Origin of the sequence: Rhodanobacter sp. KK11 (assembly GCF_033345435.1) — a bacterium.
In the GTDB taxonomy this organism is placed as follows: Bacteria; Pseudomonadota; Gammaproteobacteria; order Xanthomonadales; family Rhodanobacteraceae; genus Rhodanobacter.
In genome coordinates this window covers 309,138-326,896 of record NZ_JAWPMI010000004.1, presented here as the reverse complement: position 1 = coordinate 326,896, position 17,759 = coordinate 309,138, and the positions used below count along the sequence as shown (strand labels likewise).

Below are 17,759 nucleotides of genomic sequence, written 5' to 3'. Positions count from 1 at the left end.
AAAGCCGGGCGCCAGCTTTCACGCCAGGCGCTGAGCCACCAGAACTCCTTGGTATAGTAAAGAGTCCCCCTCATATCCGGCGTCCATGGACACCATTCGCATCCGCGGTGCACGCACGCACAACCTCAAGAACATCGACCTCGACCTGCCCCGCGACCAGTTGATCGTGATCACCGGCCTGTCCGGTTCGGGCAAATCCTCGCTGGCGTTCGACACCATCTACGCCGAAGGCCAGCGCCGCTATGTGGAATCCCTGTCGGCGTATGCGCGGCAGTTCCTGTCGATGATGGAAAAGCCCGACGTCGACCACATCGAAGGCCTCTCGCCGGCGATCTCGATCGAGCAGAAATCCACCTCGCACAACCCGCGCTCCACCGTCGGCACCATCACCGAGGTGTACGACTACCTGCGCCTGCTGTACGCCCGCGTCGGCACGCCGCGCTGCCCTGACCACGGCATCCCGCTGGAGGCGCAGACGGTGAGCCAGATGGTCGACGCCACGCTCACGCTCGCCCCCGAGAAACGCTACATGCTGCTGGCGCCGGTAGTGCGCGAGCGCAAGGGCGAGCACGTACAGGTGTTCGAGCAGCTGCGCGCGCAGGGCTTCGTGCGCGCCCGCGTCGACGGCCAGGTGTACGACCTCGACGCGGTGCCGCCGCTGGGCCTGCGCATCAAGCACACCATCGAGGCGGTGATCGACCGCTTCCGCCCGCGCGAGGACATCAAGCAGCGCCTGGCCGAGTCGTTCGAGACCGCGCTGCGGCTGGGCGACGGCCTGGTGATCCTGGCGGACATGGATGATCCGAAAGCGCAAGAACAGCTGCTGTCTTCGCGCTACTCCTGCCCGGTCTGCGACTACTCGCTGCCGGAGCTGGAGCCGCGACTGTTCTCGTTCAACTCGCCGATCGGCGCCTGTCCCGCCTGCGACGGCCTTGGCGTGACCCAGGTGTTCGATGCCGCCCGCGTGGTCGGCCACCCCGAGCTGTCGCTGGCAAGCGGCGCGGTGCGCGGTTGGGACCGGCGCAACGCACACTACTTCCAGCTGATCCTGTCGCTGGCCGCACACTACGGCTTCGACGTGGACACGCCGTGGCAGAAGCTTCCCGCGGACGTCCAGAAGGCCATCCTGTACGGCAGCGGCAAGGAGCGCATCGCGTTCCGTTACCTCACCGAGCGCGGTGGCAAGGTCACCCGCGAGCATCCGTTCGAGGGCATCCTGCCGAACCTGGAACGACGCTACAAGGAAACCGAATCCACCGCGGTGCGCGAGGAACTGGCCAAGTACATCAGCGACCAGCCCTGCCCGGACTGTGCCGGTCAGCGCCTGAACCGCTCGGCCCGCAACGTGTTCGTGGCCGACCACGCGCTGCCTTCGCTTACCGCGCGCTCGATCGACGACGCGTTGGCGTTCTTCGAGGAGCTGAAGCTCAGCGGCTGGCGCGGCGAGATCGCGGCGAAAATCGTCAAGGAGATCCGCGAGCGACTCACCTTCCTCAACGACGTGGGCCTGAACTATCTCACCCTCGACCGCCAGGCCGATTCGCTGTCCGGCGGCGAGGCGCAGCGCATCCGGCTCGCCTCGCAGATCGGCGCCGGTCTGGTCGGCGTGATGTACGTGCTGGACGAACCTTCCATCGGCCTGCACCAGCGCGACAACGAGCGCCTGCTCGGCACGCTCACGCGGCTGCGCGACCTCGGCAACACGGTGATCGTGGTCGAACACGACGAGGACGCGATCCGCATGGCCGACCACGTGCTCGACATCGGCCCCGGCGCCGGCGTGCACGGCGGCGAAGTGGTGGCGCAAGGCACGGTGCAGGACATGCTCGATGCGCCGCGTTCGGTTACCGGCCAGTTCCTCTCCGGCGAACGCGCGATCGAGGTGCCGAAACAGCGCCGCCTGCCCAACGACGACGCCTACTGGCTGCGCCTGAAAGGCGCCAGCGGCAACAACCTCAAGCACGTCGACCTGGCGATCCCGGCGGGGCTGTTCACCTGCGTCACCGGCGTCTCCGGTTCGGGCAAGTCGACCCTGGTCAACGACACCCTGTTCCGCCTCGCCGCGGCCGAACTCAACGGCGCCAGCGCGCAGCCGGCGCCGTTCAAGTCGGTGACCGGGCTGGAGCTGTTCGACAAGGTGGTCGACATCGACCAGTCGCCGATCGGCCGCACGCCGCGTTCCAACCCCGCCACGTACACCGGCTTGTTCACCCCGCTGCGCGAGATGTTCGCGCAGGTGCCCGAAGCGCGCTCGCGCGGCTACACGCCGGGCCGCTTCAGCTTCAACGTGCGCGGCGGCCGCTGCGAGGCATGCGAGGGCGACGGCATGCTCAAGGTGGAGATGCACTTCCTGCCCGACGTCTACGTGCCCTGCGACGTCTGCCACGGCAAGCGCTACAACCGCGAAACGCTGGAGGTCATGTACAAGGGCCACACCATCGCCGACGTGCTCGACATGACGGTGGAGGACGCGCTGAAGCTGTTCGAGAACGTGCCGACCATCGCGCGCAAGCTCGACACCCTGCGCGCCGTGGGCCTGGACTACATCAAGCTCGGCCAGAGCGCGACCACGCTGTCCGGCGGCGAGGCGCAGCGCGTGAAGCTGTCCAAGGAACTGTCCAAGCGCGACACCGGCAACACCCTGTACATCCTCGACGAACCCACCACCGGCCTGCATTTCCACGACATCGAGCAGTTGCTCGACGTGCTGCACCAGTTGGTCGACCAGGGCAACACGGTGGTGGTGATCGAGCACAACCTGGACGTGATCAAGACTGCTGACTGGGTCGTCGACCTCGGTCCCGAGGGCGGCGCCGGCGGCGGCCGCATCCTGGTCGCCGGCACGCCGGAAACCATCGCCGCCACGCCGGAGTCGCACACCGGCCGTTTCCTCGCGCCGCACCTGAAGCCGGCCAAGCCGAAGAAACCCGGCACCATCACGCGGGTCAAGGCCGCCACCAAGCACATCGCCTCGGCCGACAAGTACAAGCCGATGCGCGGCAGGAAGAAACCATCATGAGCTCCACCGGGATCGCCGACGCCAGCGGCACGCGTGAGCCGCATGCCGAGGCCGGCCAACCGCTGCACACCGCCTCGATCGGCGTACGCTGGCGCGACCTCGACGCGTTCAACCACGTCAACAACTCCAACTATCTCACCTACCTGGAAGAGGCGCGGCTGCAGTGGCTGAGCCATGTGCCCGGGCCATGGTTCGACGATCACGCGATGCCGGTGATGGCCGCCAGCCAGCTCAACTACCGCCGCCCGATCGCCTGGCCGGCGCAGCTGCAGGTGCAGTTGTTCTGCGCACGCATGGGCAACAGCTCGATGACCATCGCGCACCGGGTGATCGACGCCGAACATCCCGACCGGCTGTATTGCGACGGCCACGTGGTGATGGTGTGGATGGATCCGGCCAGCGGCAAGCCGGTGCCGCTGCCCGAGGCGATCCGCAGCGCCGTGGGGTAGCGGCCCATGCCGGCCACGGCGACGCGGTCGACGCACGGCATGCACGTGCCGTCGTTATGATGGCGATCCGTCCCCACGATGGAACGCGCCCCATGACGACCGCATATCGCCCCGTCCTTGCCCTCGCCTGTATCGCCGCCCTGGCCGGCGCCTCGACGGCGCAGGCCGCCGACACCACGGCGCTCACCCTGTACCGCAGCGACAGCCCCGCGCTGTACGCCAGCCACGGCGGCGGCGGTGAGGTCGACGAAGGCTACGCGGTGGTACGCGAGCAGCGTTCGCTGAGCCTCGCCGCCGGCGTCCACGACGTGGTGATCGGCGAGCTGCCCAACGCGCTCGACGCCGAGGCGCTGGCGCTGGGCTTTCCCGACGGCAACGCGAAAGTGATCTCGCAGCGCCTGCTGCTGGCGCAAGGCGCGGACGCGGCGCTGAGCGGCCTGCTCGGGCAGCAGGTGAGCGTGCTCGGCAGCAACGGCGAAGCGCTGGCCAGCGGCACCCTGCTGCGCGCGGGCAGCGGCCTGCTGGTGCGCGGCGCCAACGGCACCACGCTGGTGCGCGATTACGCCGCCGTGCGCAGCGCCGCAGGCGACTTCCCGCTTGGCTCCAGCCTCAGCCTGCGCGTGGACGCCGCGCGCACCGGCCAGGCCCGCGCCGTACTCAACTACCCCACCTCCGGCCTCGGCTGGCGCGCTGCCTACGTGGCCACGCTGCAGCCCGGCGCGGGCTGCCGCATGCGGTTCGAGTCGCGCGCCAGCATCGCCAACCGCAGCGGCCGCGACTGGCACGATGCACAAGTCACCCTGATCGCCGGCCAGCCGAACATGGCCAAGGCCTCGGCACCGCAACCGATGATGACGATGGCGCGCGGCTACTCGGCGAAGGCCGAAGCCATGCCGCAGCAGGACAGCCTCGGCGACTACCGCAGCTATGCCCTGCCCGACGCGGTCGAGCTGCCCGACGGCAGCGTCAGCCAGGTGCCGCTGTATGCCGACCGCACGCTGGGCTGCGAACGCACCGCGCTGTACGAAAACGGCAACCGCTACCAGCCGCCGCGACCGATCCTCGAACGCGACTTCAACCTCGACGGCGGCAGCGCCATCGTCAGCACGCTGAAGCTGACCGCGTTCGACAGCCTGCCGGCCGGCTACCTGCGCGTGCTCACCGCCGACCACCACGGCACGCCGCAGTTCATCGGCGAAGGCCGCATCGAGGACACCCCTAAAGGCAGCGACGCCTCCATCACGCTGGGCACCGCCTTCGACCTGCGCGCCACGCGCGAGCGCACCGCCTTCCACGTGGACAAGGATGGCCGCACGCTGGACGAGGCCTTCCGCATCAAGCTCAGCAACGCCGGCGACAGCGCCCGCACGGTGACCGTGCGCGAGCATCCCGGCCGCTGGCGCCAATGGACGCTGGTCTCCTCCAGCAGCAAGCCGAGCGCGCAGACGCCGGACACGCTGGAGTTCCGCATCGAAGTACCAGCCAACGGCCATGCCGTGCTGGATTACGCGGTGCGCTACCAGTGGACCGCCGACGAACAACCGCAATGACCCGACCGGAGTTTCCCATGCTCAAGCTCAGCAACCACGACCACGGCATCCGCGAGATCCAGCTCGCCCGCCCGCCGGTCAACGCCCTGGACCTGGAGTTGCTGCGCGAGCTGCATGCCGCCCTCGACGAGGCGGTGCGGGACGGCGTGCGCGGCATCGTGCTGTCCGGCGCGCCGGGGTTGTTCTCCGCCGGGGTCGACGTGCCGGCCCTGCTCCAGCGCGACCGCGCCGGCGTGCGCGAGTACTGGCGCGAGTTCTTCGCGCTGTGCGGCGCCCTGGCCCGCGCACCGATGCCGCTGGTGGCCGCGGTCACCGGCCACAGCCCGGCCGGCGGCGCGGTGCTGGCGCTGTTCTGCGACTACCGCGTGATGGCCGAAGGGCCGTACCGGATCGGCCTCAACGAGGTGCAGGTCGGGCTGATCGTGCCGGAGGCGATCCAGCTGGCGCTGCGCCGCGTGGTCGGCACATATCGGGCCGAACGCCTGCTGGTGGCCGGCGCGATGATCGAGTCCGCCGAGGCGCTGGCTTGCGGCTTCGTCGACGAACTCATCGGCGCCGACCAGGTCACCGTGCGCGCCCTGCAGTGGCTCGGCGAACTGCTGGCGCTGCCCTCGCACGCCATGCTGACTACCCGCGCACTGGCCCGCGCCGATCTCATCTCCGCCTACGCCGACCTGGACGCGCTACCGCTGGACGATTTCGTCGAGGCGTTCTTCCACCCGCAGACGCAGGCGGTATTGCAGCAACTGGTCGCCCGCCTGAAAGCCAAGAAATAAAACGCCCACCCGTAGGAGCCCGCTCGCGGGCGATGCTATTTGCTTTTGCGAATCGCGGCTTTCAACGGACGAACGTCCGGTCATCCCGGCCCTCGGGGCATCGCCCGCGAGCGGGCTCCTGCAACGGCTCGCCGGTTGCCACCGGCCGTGACGGGTCGCTGACCCAGCCGCTCCACGACGGCGCGTACAGGCGCGAGCCGGTGAGGCCGGCATGCTCCATCGCCAGCAGGTTGTAGCAGGCGGTGACGCCGGAGCCGCACATGTGCACGACCTGTGCGGGCGCGGTGTCGCCCAGTACCGCAGCGAACTCCTCGCGCAACTGCGCCGGCGGCTTGAAGTGGCCGTCGGCGAACAGGTTGTCCACGTAGGGGCGATTGCGCGCGCCCGGCACGTGGCCGGCGGCGCGGTCCAGCGGTTCGGTTTCGCCGCGATAGCGCGCAGCGGCGCGGGCGTCCAGCAGCAGTGGCGGCGGTGCGGCATGCAGCGTCGCGTGATCGACGATCACCTGGCGCGGGTCGTAATCCAGCATCACCTGCGTCGGCGTGCGCACCGGGACCGCGGTTTCCACCGGCCGTCCGGCCGCCTGCCAGGCGGCGTAGCCGCCGTCGAGCACCGCCACCGCACGCACGCCGGCGAAGCGCAGCAACCACCACAGCCGCGCCGCGGCCAACGCGCCCGGGCCGGCGTCGTAGCAGACCACCTGTTGCCGCGGCGTCCAGCCCCAACGACCGAGCAGGGCGCTGAACGCCTTCGCCGCCGGCAACGGGTGGCGTCCAAGCCCTTCGGGCACGCGCGACATGTCGGAGAGGTCGCGTTCCAGGTCGGCGTGCACGGCGCCGGGAAGGTGTCCGGCCAGATAGACCCGCTCACCTTGCGTGCGGTCGGCCAGGTCGACGCGGCAGTCGACGATGAGCAACTCGTCCGCCGGCAACGCGGCCAGCGCGTCGACGTCGATCAGCGTGGTATGCATGCTCATGTGCGTCCCATCCTCTCCAGCAGGTTGTACAGCATCGCGGCGGTGGCGCCCCAGATGCGGTGGCCGCCGTGGACGAATTCCACCATCGGTCGCGAGTGGCCGCGGAATTCCATCGTATAGCGGCGCAGGTTGGCCGGTTCCAGCAGGAACGCCAGCGGCACCTCGAACACTTCGGCCACCTCGGCGGGCGCCGGATACAGCCGGGCTTCGGCGGCGATCCGCGCCACCACCGGGGTGATGCAGTAGCCGCTGATCGTCTCGAAACGGTCGAGGTAGCCCAGCGGCGTCACCAGCGCGCGATCGAGACCGATCTCCTCTTCGCTCTCGCGCAGCGCGGTGGCCAGCGCATCGCCGTCGCCGGGGTCGCTGCGTCCACCGGGAAACGCCACCTGGCCGGCGTGCGCCTGCAACTGGTCGGTGCGCACGGTGAGCACCAGCCGCGGCTGCACGCCTTCGCGAAAACCCATCAGCACCGCAGCCGGCTGTCGCTCGCTGCCGCCGAGCAACTCGGACATGTCCGCATGGTTCCAGCCCGGCCCGGTCGGCGGCATCGACAACGGTCGCAGGGCGTTGGCCAATTCGTCCATCATGGGGTCTTGCGCAGCGGCAGGACGTCGCGCATCACGCGCAGCCGTTCGGCGTCGCTCATCGCGCGCCAGCGGCCGATCTCCTCGCCGGTGCGGCGACAGCCGAGGCAGTAGCCGCGCGCGTCCAGCCGGCAGGTGCCGATGCAGGGCGTCAATGGCGGGGTTTCGACGGGGAGCGGTGCGTTCTGCATGGCAAGCCATGCTACCACCGCGGCACTCAGGGCTTGTCCGTGTCCGGCTTGATCGCGAGCAGCTCGATCTCGAACACCAGTGCCTCGTTCGGACCGATCCGCGGCAACGCGCCGGTTTCGCCGTACGCCAGCTGCGGCGGAATCACCACCTTCCAGCGATCGCCCACGTGCATGCGCGGAATCACGTCCTGCCAGCCGCGGATCACCTTGTTGACGGTGAAGCTGACCGGCGCGCCATGCGCCCAGGTGCTGTCGAACTCGGTGCCGTCCACCAGCATGCCGCGATAGTTCACGGTGACCGTGCTGGTGACCGTGGGACTGACCTTGCCGCTGCCCTTGCTCAGCACCGCGTACTGGATGCCCGACGGCAGCTGCACCACGCCGGGCTGCTGCCGGTTCTTCGCCAGATAGCTGGTGCTCTTGCTCGCGTTGGCAGCGGCGATCCGCTTGAACTCGGCCAGCGCATCGGCATGCATCTGCTGGTCCAGCCGCTGCAGTTGCTGATGCATGTCCTGCATCGACACGCTGGGGTGGCGCCGGGCGTAGGCATCCTGGATCGCCCGCACCAGCACCGGGATCTCCACGTCCGGCTTGCCGTCGGCGAACTGGCTGCCGATCTGGTAGCCGATCGCGTACGACAACTTCACCTTGTCGGGCCTCGCGGCCGGCGCCGGCGCGACGCTCTGCGCATGTGCCGCGCCGCCCAGCAGCAGCGTCGCGCCGAGCAGCCCGCAACGCAGATGTGTCTTGCCTTTCTCCACCGGGCCCTTCCCTAATCGCGACAGTCGATCCTGACGGTTCATCCTAAGCGGTCCGCGCGCTTCGTGCAGCGCCGGCGCTCGTGGCTTGAGAAACCCTGCGGCGGCAAAGGTTCCCGCTGCTACCATCGCCCACTTGCCCCCTTCAGGAGCCGATCCATGGCCTATCGCAATCTGGAAACCGTCAACCGCGGCGCCGTCCGCACGATCGTCGTCAACCGCCCGGACAAGCTCAACGCGCTGAACCGCGACACGCTCAACGAGCTGAGCCTGGCGTTCGGCCAGGCCGCGCAGGACGACGCCGTGCGCGTGGTGGTGTTGACCGGCGCGGGCGAGAAGGCGTTCGTGGCCGGCGCCGACATCGCCGAAATGAACGGCTACACGCCGGTGCAGGCACAGGCGTTTTCGCGCGCCGGCCAGCGCCTGATGACGTCGATCGAGCGGCTCGGCAAGCCGGTGATCGCGCGCATCCAGGGCTTCGCGCTGGGCGGCGGCATGGAACTGGCGATGGCCTGCCACCTGCGGGTGGCCAGCGAGAAGGCGAAGCTCGGCCAGCCCGAAATCAACCTCGGCCTGATCCCCGGCTTCGGCGGCACCCAGCGCCTGCTGCGCCTGGCCGGCCGCGGCGCCGCGCTGGAACTGTGCCTCACCGGCGCACCGATCGGCGCGCAGCGTGCCTATGAGTTGGGCATCGTCAATCGCGTGACGACGCCGGAAGCGCTGGACGAAACCGTCGACGCGCTGGCCGACCAGCTTGCCGCCGCCGCGCCGCTGGCCGCCGCCGGTATCCTCGACGCGGTGCTGCAGGGCGGCGAAGCGTCGCTGGATCAAGGGCTGGAATTCGAAACCCAGGGCTTCGCGCTGGCGTTCTCCACCGAAGACATGCGCGAAGGCACCACGGCGTTCCTGGAAAAGCGCAAGGCCGCATTCAAGGGCCGCTGACCCTGCGCTGTGCTTCCGATGTCGGTCGCGACAAGACGCCGCGATCAGTCGTGCCCGCGAAACTTCAGCTCGCCTGCGGTCACCGGCAACTTCAGGCGGTTCTCCGGCGGCGCCAGCGGGCACACCACGTGCGGGGTGATCGCACACGGCGGGTTCTCGGCCAGGTTGAAGTCCAGCAGCACCTTGCCATCTTTCGGTGCGGCGGCGTACAGGAAGCGTGCGCCGGCATAGGTCAGCTTGCCGGCAGTGCGGTCGCTGAACACGAAGAACAGCCGACCGTCCTCGTCGATCGGCAGCAGTTCATACGTGTGGCCGTCACGCCGGAACACCGCCTTGCCCGCGACCGGCGTGTCGCTTTCGGTGCCGGTGACGTAGGCGATCTTCAGCACGTGCGGCACGGAGAACGGAACCCAGTCCGCCTCGATCCGCCACGACGGGTCGATCGGAAAATAATCAAAGCCCGGGAAGTGCGTGCGCAGCGGTGCGTCGTTGTCCTTCACGCGCAGGCCACGCTGCACGCCGCTCTCGATCACGTACAGGTAACTGTTGCCGAAGCCCACTCGGGTCGGTGGCTGCTTGCCGTCGGGACCCTGCGTACGCAGCGCGCTCACGGTCGATGCCGGCTGGCCGTCGATCGTGATTCCGCGGGTCTGCGCCAGCCGCAGGCTGACCTGTCCGTCCGCCGCCAACTGCAGCGTACCCAGCTGCGCAGGCGCACCGGGAACCTCGAAGCGATTGTCTGCGGCACTGCCCACGCTGTTCGCGCCGGGCTGCAGCCAGCCCGAGGCGGTGAGCGCCAGATAGCCGTCCACCTGCGTCAGCTGTTCGACGCGCTCGGCGCGTGCCCTGGTCACCGCAGCCACGTAGTCGGCCGGCGTGGCCGCCCTCAGCGAAAATACGGCCAGCAGGCCCAGCGCGGCGGCCGCGCACCGCTCAGCGATGCGCGCCACGATAGTTCTTCTCGCCGGCGGTGACGCGCAGGTCCAGCCGGTTTTCCGGCGGTGCCAAAGGACAGGTGGCGAACGGGGTGAACGCGCATGGCGGGTTGTAGGCCTTGTTGAAATCCAGCACGACCTTGCCGTCTTTCGGCGGGTCGATGTACAGGAAGCGCGCGGCACCGTAGGTTTCCTTGCCGCTGGTGCGATCGGCGAACACGATGAAGTACTGCGCATCGCCGGGCACCTCGATCACCGGCAGGATCTCGAAGCGCCTGCCGTCGCGACTGAACGCCAGCTTGCCCGGCACCGGGTACTTGTCGACGGTGCCGATCGCCGTGCCCATCTCCAGCGTCTCGCCCGGTGCTGCCGGCACCCAGTCCGCCTCGATCCGCCACGACGGGTCGACCGGGAACGCGTCGATGCCGGCGAAGTGCTTGCGGGTGGGCGCTTCGGTGTCCTTTACGCGCAGGCCCTTGCGGCCTTCGCGGTCGATCACGTAGAAGCTCGCCGTGCCGAAGCTCACCCGGGTCGGCGCAGCGTCCGCGCCGGCATGCAGGTCATCCACCAGCGTGGCTTCCGTCACGGACTTGCCGTCGATCGTCGCGTCGCCGTACTTGTCCAGCGCGATGCGCACGCTGCCGTCGCGCGCGAGCGTGACCACGCCCAGGTGCGCAGGCCCGGCACCCAGCACGATGTCGTTGTCGGCGGCGCTGCCGACGCGGTTCGCGCCTTCCTTCAACCATTCCAGCCCGATCAGGCTCAGCCAGCCGTCCGGCGCGGTCAGTCGCTCGAGCCGGCCGGCCTGCCATTGCTCGATGTTGTGCTTGTAACTGTCGATGTCGGCGGCGTGCACGGTGGCGACTCCCAGGATGGCGGCGGCAACAAACAAGCTGGTACGTATCATCAATGTCTCCAGCGAAACGTCTCTTGAAGGCGCGTCAACGGCCGCGCATGAACAACTTGTCGAGCTCGGCCAGGCTCAGCTGGACCCAGGTCGGACGCCCATGATTGCATTGTCCGGAGCGTTCGGTCGCCTCCATCTCGCGCAGCAGCGCATTCATCTCGGGCACCGTCAGGCGGCGCCCTGCGCGGACCGAGCCATGGCAGGCCATGGTAGAAAGCAGCTCGTTCTCCAGTTCCTGCAGGCGACGCGAGCTGCCGTGTTGGGCCAGCTCGGACAGCACGTCGCGGCTGAGCCGGCTCACGTCGGCGCCTTCCAGCAGCGCGGGAATGCGCCGCACCACGACCGCCGACGGGCCGCTGCGCGACAGCTCCAGGCCCCACTCGGCCAGCGCATCGGCGTGCTCCTCGGCCGCGGCGGCCTCCTTCGCGCTGACCGCGATCGACAGCGGCACCAGCAGCATCTGCGAGCGCAGGTTGCTGCAGGCGCGGCCGGCCTTCAGCTTCTCGTAGGTGATGCGCTCGTGCGCGGCGTGCATGTCCACCAGCACCAGGCCCTGCGCATTCTCGGCGAGGATGTAGATGCTCTTGAGCTGGGCGACGGCATAACCGAGCGGCGGTGCTTCACCCTCTTCCGCCGCCGGCAGCGGCGCGACGGGCACCAGGCGCGGCGCCTCGCCCAGCAGCGCGGCGTAGTCGGCCAGCGGTTCGTCACGCACGCCGAGCGCAAGGCGGTTCTGCCCGGCGTGCGCCGGCCACGATGTGGCGCGGGCGATGGCCGGCATGCCTGGAGGGGGCGGATGGGCGGCGCCCAGGCGCAGGTGACCGTCGTCCGTCTGCGCCTGCGAGACCACCTGCCCGGCACGGGTCCGCGCCAGGGCCTCGTGCAGGGTACGGAACAGAAAGTCGTGCACCAGCCGCTGTTCGCGGAAACGCACTTCATGCTTGGCCGGGTGCACATTCACGTCGACGCCGGCCGGGTCGAGTTCGAGATACAGCACGAACGCGGCATGGCGACCGTGGAACAGCACGTCGGCGTAGGCCTGGCGTACCGCGTGCGCCACCACGCGGTCGCGCACCAGCCGGCCGTTGACGTAGAAGTACTGCTGGTCGGGCTGGCTGCGCGAGGCGGTGGGCAAGCCGACCCAGCCGGACAGGCGCAGGCCGGCGGCGGCGTGGTCGATGCGCAGGCTCTGCGCCGGGAAATCCTCGCCGAGCACCTCGGCTACCCGCTGCAGCTGTGCCTGCTCGTCGCGCGCCGCCTTCCAGATGCGCACCGGCCTGCCGTTGTGGCTGAGCCGGAATTCCACCGAGCCGCGCGCCAGCGCCAGTGATTTCAGCAGGTCGTCGATGTGCGCGAATTCGGTGCGCTCGGCGCGCATGAACTTCTTGCGCGCCGGCACGTTGTAGAACAGGTCGCGCACCTCCACGCTGGTGCCTTGCGGATGCTGTGCCGGCCGCGCCGCCTGCAGCTTGCCGCCGTCGACCTCGATGCGGAACGCGGCGTCCTGGTCACGCGCACGCGAGGTCAGCGCGAAGCGCGCCACCGACGACACCGAAGCCAGCGCCTCGCCGCGGAAGCCCATGCTGGCGACGTGCTCCAGATCGTCGAAGCTGCCGATCTTGCTGGTCGCGTGCGAGGCCACCGCCAGCGGCAATTCCTCGGCGTGGATGCCACCGCCGTCGTCGCGCACGCGGATCAGCCGGGCACCACCGGCCTCGATCTCCACCTCGATGCGCGTGGCGCCGGCGTCGAGGCTGTTCTCGACCAGTTCCTTGACCACCGAGGACGGGCGTTCGATGACTTCGCCGGCGGCGATCTGGTTGATGAGTTCGGGGGGAAGCGGACGGATGACGGTCATCCGCGAACTTTAGCAGCGAACGCCTGCCAGGCCGTCGGCGAAGTCGGGATCAGCCGGCGGGAATGGTCAGCGTGGTGCCGGCACGCACTGTGTTGCTGTTGATCTGGTTGGCGTTCTTCAGGGCGCCGACGCTCACGCCATACTGCCGCGCGATGCTGCTCAGGCTCTCCCCGCGCCCGACCTTGTGCACGTCGCGCGCCTGCGCCCGCGTGCGGGCCGCAGGCCGACCTGCCGAGGCCGTGGCCGCCTTGCTGTCGCCGGAGCCCGCGCTGGACGCCAGCTGCACGCCGTTGCGGCGCGCGGCCTCGGCCGCGAACCAGGTACCAGGCGGCGGCGTGGATTCGAAATAATTCCGCACGCCGCCCATCACCGCTTCGGCAAGCTTCTTCTGGTGCGCCGGATCGCGCAGCTTGCGTTCCTCGGCCGGGTTGCTGATGAACGCGGTCTCGACCAGGATCGACGGCACGTCGGGCGAGCGCAGTACCACGAAGTTCGCGCGCTCGACGTAGCCGCGGTGGGTCGGCCCCAGTTGGGCCAATGCCTTCAGCACGTTGCCGGCGACCATGTCGCTGGCCTGCATCGCCCAGCCTTGCTGCATGTCCAGCAGCACCTTGGCCAGGCTGTCGTCCTTGTCGTCCAGCGTGGTGCCGCCAATCAGGTCGGCGCGGTTCTCGCGGTCGGCGAGCCAGCGCGCGGCCTCGCTGGTCTTGCCGCGCGGCGACAGCACCCATACCGACGAACCCCTGGCGTCGTCGCGGGTGAAGGCGTCGGCATGGATCGACACGAACAGGTCCGCATTGTGCTCGCGGGCGATCCGGTAACGCTGCGCCAGCGGGATGAAGAAGTCGCTGTCGCGGGTCAGCACCGCCTTCATGCCGGGCTGACGATTGATCTGCGCTGCCAGTTCGCGCGCCACCGCCAGGGTGACGTTCTTCTCCAGCGTGCCGCCGGGGCCGTGCGAACCGGGGTCCTTGCCGCCGTGGCCGGCGTCGATCGCCACCACCACCTGGCGCTGGCCGTTGAGCAATGCCGCCGCATGCTCGGCCGCCACCCGGCGGCTGTGGGTGGGATTGCTGTACTGCGGCACCGTTGCGGCGGCGACTTTCGTCGGGGCTGCCACGGGCGCGGCTCCGGACGTTCCGGCATCGGTGCCGTCGCCGGCGGGATACAGATCCAGCACCAGGCGATAGTCCGTGCCGGCGGCCGGCTTCAGCTCGAAGGTTTTCAGCCGGCTGGCCGGATCGACCCGGGCGGTCAACTGCAGGTTGTCGCCGATGCGGGCATGGCGCATGCCCCGGTACAGGCCCTGCGCGGCAGGCTCGGAAAAGTCATGGCTTGCGCGGCTGCCGATCAGGTCCACCACGACCTGGCCGTCCTTCTGGCTGATCGTGTAATGCAGCGGGCCGGTGGCATCGAGCACCATGCGGGTGTACTCGGGGCCCGCCCAGACCCGCGCACCCTTCAGATCCGCCGCCTGGGCCGCACACAGCGGCGCGGCCGCCAGGATCGCGACGACGACACATCCACCCAGCTTGTTCAGGTAGGCCCGCATGGGCCGCATTGAAACGCAGCCGGGCATCGAATGCAAGAAGGTTTTCCCTTGAATATCCATGACCTGCGAATCATTCGTCAGGTCGTATCAAGTTATGGACCGCAAAACGTACATTTCGGACAGATTTCGGCCGGCACCACGGGTCAGCAATCTGCAAGGAGAATCAATACTTAGCCAGCCGCCGCCGCAGCCGTTCGCCGCGTGCGGTGAATGCCCGCAGCGATGCCCGGCGCCCTTGGCCGGCATAGTCCAGGCACACTTCAAGATCCGCCGCCGGCAAGGCTCCGGCGCCGCGCTCGGGCCACTCCACCAGCACCAGGGCAGCCGGGTCGGCCAGTGCATCGAGGCCCAGCCATTCCAGTTCGCCGGGATCGGCAATCCGGTACAGGTCCAGGTGCCAAGCCGGGCGATCACGCAACGCATAGCCCTCGATCAGGCTGTAGGTGGGGCTCTTGACCCGCTCGCCTACTCCCAGCGCGGTCAGCAGGGCACGCGCGAAACTGGTTTTGCCGGCGCCAAGCGGACCGTGCAGGTACAGCACCAGGCCATCGTCCAGCACGCTGGCCAACTGCGCGGCCAGCGACGCCGTAGCCGCCTCGTCGGGCAGCGCCCAGGCCAGGTCGGCATCGGCCGACTCAGTCATGCTCACGCTCATGACCCGTCACGTCGTTGCCGAGTGCCTGCAGCGGGATCAGCAAGTCACTGGCCAGCAGCCCCCGCTCGCCCTGCCGGGCAGCGCGATCGCCGGCCCGCGCATGCAGCCCGACACCGAGGCAGGCGGCCCGCCATGCATTGCAGCCCTGCGCCAGAAGGGCTGCCACGATGCCGGTAAGCAGATCACCCATGCCGCCCGAAGCCATGCCGGGGTTGCCCCACGGACAGACGTCCAGACGTCCATCCGGATCGGCGACCAGGCTGCCGGCCCCCTTCAGCACGACGACCGCATCGTGGCGCCGCGCCAGTTCGCGCACGGCGGCGAAACGATCCTGCTCCACGGCGGCGGTGGCCACCCCGAGCAGCCGCGCCGCTTCGCCGGGGTGGGGCGTCAGTACGGCCGGCACGGCGAAACGGCGCGGCTCGTGCGCCAACAGGTTGAGACCGTCGGCATCGAGCACCAGCGGCTTGCCCGCCTCCAGCGCGGTCAGCCACAGCGCATGCCCCCAGGCCCCTTGCCCCAGGCCCGGCCCCAGCGCCAGCACGCTGGCGCGTTCGAGCAGCGGCGCCAGCGCCTGCGGGCCATCGACGCCATGTGCCATCAGTTCCGGTCGTGCCGCGTTCAGCGCGCCTACGTGCCCGGCACGGGTCGCTACGCTGACCAGACCGGCGCCGGCGCGCAGCGCCGACTCGCCGGCCAGGCGTACCGCGCCGGCCATGCCGTGCTCGCCGCCGATCACCAGCACATGGCCATAGTTGCCCTTGTTCGCGCAGCGCGTGCGTGGCGGCAGGGCCTCGGCGGCCAGCAATTGCGCATCGGGCAGCACGCCGGCGTACACGCTGTCCGGCACACCCAGGGTGGCCAGTTCGAGCATACCGACCTGATCGGCCGCACGCCCGCTATGCAGTCCGCGCTTGCCGGCGATGAAGGTCACCGTGACGTCCGCGCGGATCGCCGCGCCGGGACAATGGCCGGTGTCGGCGTCCAGCCCGCTGGGGATGTCCAGCGCCAGCACCGGACGACCGCTGCGGTTGATCGCCTCGATCAACCGGGCTGCATCCGGCTCCGGCGCACGGTTGAGGCCGATGCCGTACAGCGCGTCCACGTGCAGCTCGGCGTCGGGCAACTCGCCGTGCGCATCCCACAACCGCACCCGGCCACCACCCGCTTCCCAAGCCGTGCGCGCCGCCGCGGCGTCGCCGTGCGAGGCGGCGGTCAACGCCACCAACTCGACCTGCAGCCCGGCTTCGCGCGCCAGCACGGCGAGCAGGAAACCGTCGCCGCCGTTATTGCCGGGGCCGCAGTGGATGCAGACGTGCTGCAGTTGCGGCCAGGCCCGGCGCAGGCTGTTCAGCGCGGCGCTGGCCGCGCGGCGCATCAGCGCGGGGCCGGAAATGCCCAGTGCCGCCAGTGCCGCACGCTCCATCACCCGCACCTGTTCGACGGTATGCAGATGGCGGCTGTATGGGTGGGCGGGCATGCGCGGATTATAGGCATGCGCCGCATCTACAATAGGCGGATGCCCGATACCGAGACCCGCGTCGCTCCCGACTACGTCGCGCTCGCCCGCGACATCAAGCGCTGGGCGACCGAGCTGGGCTTCGCCGATGCCGGCATCAGCGGCACCGATCTGGGCGAGGACGAGCAGCACCTGCTGCGCTGGCTCGAGCACGGCCACCACGGCGAGATGGAGTACATGGCCCGCCATGGCACCAAGCGCACCCGCCCGGCCGAACTGGAGCCGGGCACGCAGCGGGTGATCTCGGTGCGCATGGACTACATCCCGCCCGGCACCGCGAGCGCCTGGGACGTGCTGGGCGATGGCGAGGCCGGTTACGTGTCGCGCTACGCGCTGGGACGCGACTACCACAAGCTGATGCGCCAGCGCCTGCAGAAGCTGGCCGAGCGCATCCACGGCGTGGTCGGCGACTTCGGCTACCGCGCCTACGTCGATTCCGCGCCGGTGCTGGAAAAGGCGCTGGCGCGCAACGCGGGGCTGGGCTGGATCGGCAAGCACACGGTGCTGATCAACCGTCACGCCGGTTCGTACTTCTTCCTCGGCGAGCTGTACACCGACCTGCCGCTGCCGGTGGACGCGCCGGCCAGCGCGCATTGCGGCAGCTGCACGCGCTGCATCGAGGTGTGCCCGACCCAGGCGATCCTGGGACCGTACCGGCTCGACGCGAAGCGCTGCATCTCGTACCTCACCATCGAGCTCAAGGGCAGCATCCCGGAAGAACTGCGCACGCCGATGGGCAACCGCATCTTCGGTTGTGACGACTGCCAGTTGGTGTGCCCGTGGAACAAGTTCGCCCAGGTCGCCGCCGAGCCGGACTTCGCGCCGCGGCACAGCCTGGACGGCGCCAAGCTGGTCGAGCTGTTCGCCTGGAGCGAGGACGAATTCCTCAAGCGCACCGAAGGCATGGCGATCCGCCGCACCGGCTACGAGGGCTGGCTGCGCAACATCGCGGTGGCGCTGGGCAACGCGCCGAAGTCGGCCGCGGCAATCGAAGCGCTCAGCACCCGCGCCGACCACCCTTCGGCGGTCGTGCGCGAGCACGTGGCATGGGCGCTGGCGAAGCAGCGCAGCTGAGAGCCTGTTCG

General features: G+C 69.5%; 14 protein-coding genes and 1 pseudogene. 6 read left to right on the top strand and 9 right to left on the bottom strand.

The window, feature by feature from the left end; translation table 11 throughout:
* Positions 1–85 precede the first annotated feature (85 nt).
* The 4 genes from uvrA (at position 86) to R5H19_RS12055 (ending at position 5,794) form a co-directional block, all read left to right on the top strand.
* The gene (gene uvrA / locus R5H19_RS12070) at positions 86–3,019 is read left to right on the top strand and encodes an excinuclease ABC subunit UvrA (protein WP_318159248.1); all 2,934 of its coding nucleotides are present in this window, start codon (positions 86–88) and stop codon (positions 3,017–3,019) included.
* Complete coding sequence (locus R5H19_RS12065; protein ID WP_318159247.1) at positions 3,016–3,468, top strand: thioesterase family protein; 453 nt, start codon at positions 3,016–3,018, stop codon at positions 3,466–3,468. The genes uvrA and R5H19_RS12065 overlap by 4 nt, the downstream gene beginning before the upstream one ends.
* 92 nt (positions 3,469–3,560) lie before the next feature.
* Positions 3,561–5,018 (top strand): DUF4139 domain-containing protein, encoded by a 1,458-nt coding sequence (locus tag R5H19_RS12060; protein WP_318159246.1) that lies wholly within the window; start codon positions 3,561–3,563, stop codon positions 5,016–5,018.
* 17 nt (positions 5,019–5,035) lie between these two features.
* Complete coding sequence (locus R5H19_RS12055; RefSeq protein WP_318159245.1) at positions 5,036–5,794, top strand: enoyl-CoA hydratase/isomerase family protein; 759 nt, start codon at positions 5,036–5,038, stop codon at positions 5,792–5,794.
* Positions 5,795–5,855: 61 nt separating this feature from the next.
* On the opposite strand, the gene R5H19_RS12050 is transcribed toward R5H19_RS12055, so the two are convergent.
* From R5H19_RS12050 to R5H19_RS12040, 3 genes and pseudogenes are all read right to left on the bottom strand, one after another.
* Entirely contained in the window at positions 5,856–6,770 is a 915-nt protein-coding gene (locus R5H19_RS12050; protein ID WP_318159244.1) for a sulfurtransferase, read from the bottom strand.
* Positions 6,767–7,548: pseudogene (locus R5H19_RS12045) on the bottom strand (DUF1289 domain-containing protein). Before R5H19_RS12045 ends, R5H19_RS12050 begins: the two are co-directional and overlap by 4 nt.
* Positions 7,549–7,574: 26 nt before the next feature.
* Positions 7,575–8,351 (bottom strand): FKBP-type peptidyl-prolyl cis-trans isomerase, encoded by a 777-nt coding sequence (locus R5H19_RS12040; protein WP_318159243.1) that lies wholly within the window; start codon positions 8,349–8,351, stop codon positions 7,575–7,577.
* A 114-nt stretch (positions 8,352–8,465) separates the two neighbouring features.
* Between R5H19_RS12040 and R5H19_RS12035 the strand changes: the two genes are divergently transcribed.
* The gene (locus R5H19_RS12035) at positions 8,466–9,248 is read left to right on the top strand and encodes an enoyl-CoA hydratase-related protein (RefSeq protein WP_318159242.1); all 783 of its coding nucleotides are present in this window, start codon (positions 8,466–8,468) and stop codon (positions 9,246–9,248) included.
* 44 nt (positions 9,249–9,292) lie between these two features.
* On the opposite strand, the gene R5H19_RS12030 is transcribed toward R5H19_RS12035, so the two are convergent.
* From R5H19_RS12030 to R5H19_RS12005, 6 genes are all read right to left on the bottom strand, one after another.
* A complete protein-coding gene (locus tag R5H19_RS12030; protein WP_318159241.1) occupies positions 9,293–10,198 on the bottom strand; it encodes a DUF1684 domain-containing protein in 906 nt (301 codons plus the stop codon).
* On the bottom strand, positions 10,182–11,090 hold the full coding sequence (locus tag R5H19_RS12025) for a DUF1684 domain-containing protein (protein ID WP_318159240.1): 909 nt from the start codon (positions 11,088–11,090) through the stop codon (positions 10,182–10,184). The genes R5H19_RS12030 and R5H19_RS12025 overlap by 17 nt, the downstream gene beginning before the upstream one ends.
* A gap of 34 nt (positions 11,091–11,124) precedes the next feature.
* The gene (gene mutL, locus R5H19_RS12020) at positions 11,125–12,948 is read right to left on the bottom strand and encodes a DNA mismatch repair endonuclease MutL (RefSeq protein WP_318159239.1); all 1,824 of its coding nucleotides are present in this window, start codon (positions 12,946–12,948) and stop codon (positions 11,125–11,127) included.
* A 49-nt stretch (positions 12,949–12,997) separates the two neighbouring features.
* Positions 12,998–14,500, bottom strand: coding sequence for an N-acetylmuramoyl-L-alanine amidase (locus tag R5H19_RS12015; RefSeq protein ID WP_318159238.1), 1,503 nt, complete (start codon positions 14,498–14,500; stop codon positions 12,998–13,000).
* Between the two features lie 163 nt (positions 14,501–14,663).
* Positions 14,664–15,143: a tRNA (adenosine(37)-N6)-threonylcarbamoyltransferase complex ATPase subunit type 1 TsaE gene (gene tsaE / locus R5H19_RS12010; RefSeq protein ID WP_318159237.1), complete on the bottom strand. Its 480-nt coding sequence runs from the start codon at positions 15,141–15,143 to the stop codon at positions 14,664–14,666.
* On the bottom strand, positions 15,136–16,635 hold the full coding sequence (locus tag R5H19_RS12005) for an NAD(P)H-hydrate dehydratase (protein ID WP_318159236.1): 1,500 nt from the start codon (positions 16,633–16,635) through the stop codon (positions 15,136–15,138). Before R5H19_RS12005 ends, tsaE begins: the two co-directional genes overlap by 8 nt.
* Before the next feature lie 15 nt (positions 16,636–16,650).
* Between R5H19_RS12005 and queG the strand changes: the two genes are divergently transcribed.
* Positions 16,651–17,748, top strand: coding sequence for a tRNA epoxyqueuosine(34) reductase QueG (gene queG / locus R5H19_RS12000; protein WP_318159235.1), 1,098 nt, complete (start codon positions 16,651–16,653; stop codon positions 17,746–17,748).
* The last annotated feature ends 11 nt before the right edge of the window (positions 17,749–17,759 follow it).

Bases quoted from the DNA above. Each gene is read 5' to 3' on its own strand.
- R5H19_RS12040 (WP_318159243.1), bottom strand. From the start codon at position 8,351: ATGAACCGTCAGGATCGACTGTCGCGATTAGGGAAGGGCCCGGTGGAG.
- R5H19_RS12055 (WP_318159245.1), top strand. From the start codon at position 5,036: ATGCTCAAGCTCAGCAACCACGACCACGGCATCCGCGAGATCCAGCTC.
- R5H19_RS12065 (WP_318159247.1), top strand. From the start codon at position 3,016: ATGAGCTCCACCGGGATCGCCGACGCCAGCGGCACGCGTGAGCCGCAT.
- R5H19_RS12060 (WP_318159246.1), top strand. From the start codon at position 3,561: ATGACGACCGCATATCGCCCCGTCCTTGCCCTCGCCTGTATCGCCGCC.
- tsaE (WP_318159237.1), bottom strand. From the start codon at position 15,143: ATGACTGAGTCGGCCGATGCCGACCTGGCCTGGGCGCTGCCCGACGAG.
- mutL (WP_318159239.1), bottom strand. From the start codon at position 12,948: ATGACCGTCATCCGTCCGCTTCCCCCCGAACTCATCAACCAGATCGCC.
- R5H19_RS12025 (WP_318159240.1), bottom strand. From the start codon at position 11,090: ATGATACGTACCAGCTTGTTTGTTGCCGCCGCCATCCTGGGAGTCGCC.
- uvrA (WP_318159248.1), top strand. From the start codon at position 86: ATGGACACCATTCGCATCCGCGGTGCACGCACGCACAACCTCAAGAAC.
- R5H19_RS12050 (WP_318159244.1), bottom strand. From the start codon at position 6,770: ATGAGCATGCATACCACGCTGATCGACGTCGACGCGCTGGCCGCGTTG.
- R5H19_RS12005 (WP_318159236.1), bottom strand. From the start codon at position 16,635: ATGCCCGCCCACCCATACAGCCGCCATCTGCATACCGTCGAACAGGTG.
- R5H19_RS12035 (WP_318159242.1), top strand. From the start codon at position 8,466: ATGGCCTATCGCAATCTGGAAACCGTCAACCGCGGCGCCGTCCGCACG.
- R5H19_RS12015 (WP_318159238.1), bottom strand. From the start codon at position 14,500: ATGCGGGCCTACCTGAACAAGCTGGGTGGATGTGTCGTCGTCGCGATC.
- queG (WP_318159235.1), top strand. From the start codon at position 16,651: ATGCGCCGCATCTACAATAGGCGGATGCCCGATACCGAGACCCGCGTC.